General features: G+C 66.5%; 1 protein-coding gene. It reads right to left on the reverse strand.

The window, feature by feature from the left end:
* Nucleotides 1-5,640 (reverse strand): non-ribosomal peptide synthetase (locus CV770_RS40305; protein ID WP_146101458.1); only part of this gene is annotated, 5,640 nt, incomplete at both ends.

Genomic DNA, 5,640 nt, shown 5'->3' on the forward strand with positions numbered 1-5,640 from the left:
TGCCGTCCTGCAGCGGCGACAGGCCGTAAATGTCCTGAATGTTGCAAACCCCGCCGGGTACCGTGGCGATGATCCGGTCGATCTCGTCCTGCGTCAGCTCGATCAGCGGCAACATCTGCGGCGTGATAGCCGCACTCCACTCGGTGATCGGGTTGGCCGGGACCGCCACCTCGTGATGGCGACCGAGGCTTGCGGCCAGATCGGCCAGCACCGGCGTGGCGAACAGCGTCTGCACGTCGACCCCCAGCGACCGCCGCCGCAGCCGCTCGATCAGCTGCACCGCCACCAGCGAGTGCCCTCCCAGTTCGAAGAAGTGGTCGTGGCGTCCGACCCGCGCCAGCCCCAGAAGCTCGGCCCAGATCTGTGCCAGCGTGGTCTCGATCTCGCCTTGCGGCGGCTCATAGGCGCGATGCGCATACGCCTCATCGTCCGGCGCCGGCAGCGCCTTGCGATCCAGCTTGCCGTTCACCGTCAGCGGCAGCGCCGCCAGCCGGACGAACGCCGATGGCACCATGTAGTCCGGCAGGTGCGCACTTATGTGTGCGCGCAAACCGCCGGCAAGCTCGCTTCCATCCAGCCCGTTCGAAGCTGCTTCAGGCGCACACACCACATAGGCGACAAGGTGCTTGTCCCCGCCGGGGCCCTCGTGCGCCACCACCACCGCCTCGCGCACGAACGGGTGTTCGGCAACCCGCGCCGCGATCTCGCCGGGCTCGATGCGGAAGCCGCGGATCTTCACCTGGTCGTCGTTGCGGCCCAAAAACTCAAGATTGCCGTCCGGCAGATAGCGCGCCAGATCGCCGGTCCGGTACAGCCGGTCGCCGTCCACAAAGGGACTGGCGATGAACCGCTCCGCGGTCAGCTCGGGCCGGTTCAGATAGCCGCGCGCCACCCCCGCCCCGCCGACGTAGAGCTCCCCGACCGCGCCAAACGGAACGGGCGCACCATGACCGTCAAGCAGATACACCACCGAATTCCGGATTGGTCGCCCCAGTGGCACCCGTTGCTGGTCATCGAGGCCAGCTGGCATCGGATAGCAGAGACTAAAGGTGGTATTCTCTGTCGGGCCGTAGCCATTTGAGATTCGCAGCGTCGGATGTCGCTTCTGACATGCTTTGATGGAAGTGACTGAGACCTCTTCGCCTCCGACCAGCAGTTGCTGCAGCCTATTGGTGCTCCGCCCCTCCCCGACATAGACGTCGAACAACCGCGCAGTCATCCAAGCGATGGTGATGCCTTGGTCTCGGATGAGCTGGGCCAGCGTTGCCGTGGAGACGTAACGCTCAGGATAGAGCACAGTACTTGCGCCATTCGCTAAGGCTCCCCACACCTCGAACGTGGCCGCATCGAATGTCGGTGAGCACGCATTGAGAAAGACGTCCCGCGGCGAAATCTCAACGAAATCGTTCCCCACCACCAGACGCACCACGCTCCGGTGCTCGACTATGACGCCCTTGGGCGTTCCGGTGGATCCGGAGGTGTAGATCACATAGGCGAGATGGCGCGAGGTCAGGCCGAGCGCACGCGGGTCCGGATCCGACGCCGGCAGATTTGCCCATTTCGGCGTCGCCGCCGCCAGATCCACTACCGTCAGATCGAGTAGCGCATCGTCGCCGAGCGCCGATCGTCCCGCCGCATCGGCCAGCAACAGGTGGGGCGCCGCATCCTCCAGCACCTGGCGCAGCCGCGCCGACGGATAGGCCGGGTCCAGCGGCACATATGCCCCGCCGGCCTTCAGGATCGCCAAGAGCCCCACCACCATCATCGGACTGCGCGCAACGCAGATCGCCACCGGCTGGTCCGGCCTAACCCCGAGGGCGATCAGATGATGCGCCAGGCGGTTGGCCTTCGCGTTGAGCTCACGATAGCTCAGCCGCTCATCTTCACAGACCAGCGCCACCGCCTCCGGCGCCTTCTGCACCTGCGCCTCGAACAGCTGGTGGATGCACTTGTCCGCAGGATACGGCGCCGCCGTCCGGTTCAGCTCCTCCAGCAGATAGGTGCGCTCCTCAGCCGGCAGGATGTCCAGCTCCCGCACCGGCGTGTTCGGCGCCCGCTCCAGCGCCTCTGCCAGCTGCTCGAGCGCCCGCTGCATGTAGCCGCAGATCCGATCCGCCGAGATAGGCTCCGCCACCTGCGCCGTCAGCCCGAGCGCCTCGCCAAAATCCTCCACCGACAAGGTCAGCGGATAATTGGTGCGCTCCTCCCCGCCCAGCCATTCCACGCCCACCAGACTGTCATCGGTTGCGGGGGCGACCGCCGCGGTGTTGTGGCGGTAGTTCAACAGCGCGCTGAACAGCGGCGCCGGCGCCGCAATGGCGCTGCAGCGCTGCGCCAGCGCCAGCGAGGCCTGCTCATGTGCCAGCAGCTCGGCCAGCCGGGCGTGGGTGGTCCGCACGCTCGCCTCGACCGCGGTCCCATCAAGATCAAGCCGCAGCGGCAGCGTGTTGATGAACAGCCCCATGGCGCGGTCGGCGCCGGCGTTGCCCTGCAGGCGGCCGAACAGCACCGTGCCGAACACCACCTGCTCGCGGCCGCTGCTGCGCGCCACCACCTGCCCCCACGCCAGATGGCACAGGCTCGCCAGACTGACGCCCAGCCGCCGCGCCTGGTCCCGCAGCCGCGCATGGAGCGCCGGCGGCAGCATCCGATGCGCCTCTCGAACCCCGCCGCCGTCGCCGCGCACCTCGCTCAAGCCGAACGGCGTAGTCGGCTCGTCGATGTCGGCCAGCAGCTCCCGGAAGAACGCTTCGTCCGCCTCGGCATCACCGCGTAGATGCACCTGCGCCACCAGATTGCGGAACGGCTGCGGCGCCGTCAGCTCATGCTGGCGCCCCTCCAGCTCGGCCCGGACCTCAGCATGCATCACGTCCAGCGTGGTGTGATCCCCGATCAGATGATGCTGCAGCTCCAGCAGCAGCCAGCGCGCGCTGCCGGGCTCGCGCGCCATCACAAACCGCAGCAGTGGCGCCCGGCCAAGCTCGATGCGGTGCCGGCGCGGGTCAAACCGCTCCTTAAGCTGCTCGGCGCCAGCACCATGAGCGCCATCCAGCTGGACCTCGGTCACCTCCAGTTGCGCCTTCCGCCACACCACCTGGGCCGGCCGCGACAGCCCCTCCCAGACAAACGAGGTGCGCAGGATGTCATGCCGATCCACCACCCGCTGGACCGCGGCAAGATAGCGATCGAGCAGCCCGCGCTCGGCAAACGCCATCTGCGACAGCAGTAGGTATGGATCGCCCTTGGCCGCTAGCAAATGATGGAACAGGATGCCGTCCTGCAGCGGCGACAGGCCGTAAATGTCCTGAATGTTGCAAACCCCGCCGGGTACCGTGGCGATGATCCGGTCGATCTCGTCCTGCGTCAGCTCGATCAGCGGCAACATCTGCGGCGTGATCGCCGCACTCCGCTCGGTGATCAGGTTGGCCGGGACCGCCACCTCGTGATGGCGGCCCAGGCTTGCAGCCAGATCCGCCAGCACCGGCTTGACGAACAAGGTGCGCACCTCGATGCGCAGTGACCGCCGCCGTAGACGCTCGATCATCTGCACCGCCAAGAGCGAGTGCCCTCCTAGTTCGAAGAAGTTGTCGTCCCGTCCGACCCGCTCCAGCCCCAGCAGCTCGGCCCAGATCTGCGCCAGCACCGTCTCCATCTCGCCCTGTGGCGGCTCATAGGCGCGATGCGCATACGCCTCATCGTCCGGCGCCGGCAGCGCCTTGCGATCCAGCTTGCCATTTACCGTCAGCGGCAGCGCCGCCAGCCGCACGAACGCCGATGGCACCATGTAGTCCGGCAGGTGCGCGCTTATGTGTGCGCGCAAACCGCCGGCAAGTTCGCTTCCATCCAGCCCGTTCGAAGCTGCTTCAGGCGCACACACCACATAGGCGACAAGACGCTGCTCGCCGCCGGGGCCCTCGTGCGCCACCACCACCGCCTCGCGCACGAACGGGTGCTCGGCAACCCGCGCCGCGATCTCACCGGGCTCGATGCGGAAGCCGCGGATCTTCACCTGGTCGTCGTTGCGGCCCAGGAACTCAAGATTGCCGTCCGGCAGATAACGTGCAAGGTCGCCGGTCCGGTACAGCCGATCGCCCTCGACAAAGGGACTGGGGATGAACCGCTCCGCGGTCAGCTCAGGGCGGTTCAGGTAGCCCCGCGCCACCCCCGCCCCGCCAATGTAAAGCTCGCCCGCCGCGCCGAACGGCACCAGCCCGCCATGACCATCCAGCAAGTAGACCCGCGTGTTGGCAATAGGACGGCCAATCGGGACGATGGCCTCATCAAACTCCGCCGGGCAGCTCCAGGATGTAACGTCGATCGCGGCCTCAGTCGGACCGTAGAGATTGTGCAGGGCCGTCCAGGGCAATACGCGCCGAATCCTATGCACACTGGCGGCAGGGAGCGCCTCGCCGCTGCATAAAACCCGCCGCAGCGATGTGCAGCGGTCAACACCCTTCGCATCCAAAAAGCTGAGCAGCATGGATGGCACGAAGTGAACCGTCGTGATGCGCTGGCTGACGATCAAGTCGACCAATGCATCGGGATCTCTGTGCGCACCGGGCGGCGCTACTACCAGCGTTGCCCCTTCAAGCAAAGTCCAAAAGAACTCCCAGGCCGAGACATCGAAGCTAAATGGCGTCTTCTGCAACACGACGTCTGTTGCCTTCAGACCATAGGCGTTCTGCATCCAGATCAGGCGATTAACGATAGCCCGATGCTCATTCTGTGCCCCTTTGGGCGTGCCCGTGGATCCCGAGGTGTAGATCACATAGGCGAGATTGCGGGAGGTCAGGCTGAGCGCGCGCGGGTCAGGATCCGCATCCGGCAGGCTGGCCCAGGCCGGCGCCGCAGCATCGAGCTCCACCACGCTCACATTGGCCAGCACATCCGCGCCGAAGGCGGCACGGCCGGCCACATCGGCCAGCAGCAGCCGCGGCGCCGCATCGTCGAGCACCTGATGCAGCCGCGCCGACGGATAGGCCGGGTCCAGCGGCATATACGCCCCGCCGGCCTTCAGGATCGCCAAAAGGCCCACCACCATCATCGGACTGCGCTCGACGCAGATCGCAACCGGCTGGTCCGGCCCGACCCCGAGGGCGATCAGGTGATGTGCCAGGCGGTTGGCCCGCGCATTGAGCTCGCCATAGCTCAGCCGCTCATCGTCGCAGACCACCGCCACCGCATCCGGCGCCTTGTGCACCTGCGCCTCGAACAGCTCGTGGATGCACCGCTCCGCAGGATACGGCGCCGCCGTCCGGTTCAGCTCCTCCAGCAGATACGTGCGCTCGGCAGTCGAGAGCAACTCAATCCGGCGGACCTCTTGCTGCGGATCGGCAGCCATCGCCCGCAGCAGCGCCAGCAGATAACCACGCTGCCGCTCGATCGTCGCCTGATCAAACAGCGCCGTGGCATAAGCCAGCGTTCCGGCGATCTCCTCGCCATGCTCGCCAAGGCTCAGCTCCAGATCGAACTTGACCTGATCAAGCTCGTCCCCGGCAGCTTCGACACTCAGCCCCGGCAGGTCCAATGCTCCAACCGCATTGTTCTCCCAGGCCAGCATCACCTGCAACAACGGCGTGTGATCAAGAGCCCGGGGCGGCTGCACGATCTCCACCACCTGCTCGAACGGCAGGTCCTGAT

This window comes from Bradyrhizobium sp. AC87j1, assembly GCF_002936975.1.
Lineage (GTDB): Bacteria > Pseudomonadota > Alphaproteobacteria > Rhizobiales > Xanthobacteraceae > Bradyrhizobium > Bradyrhizobium shewense.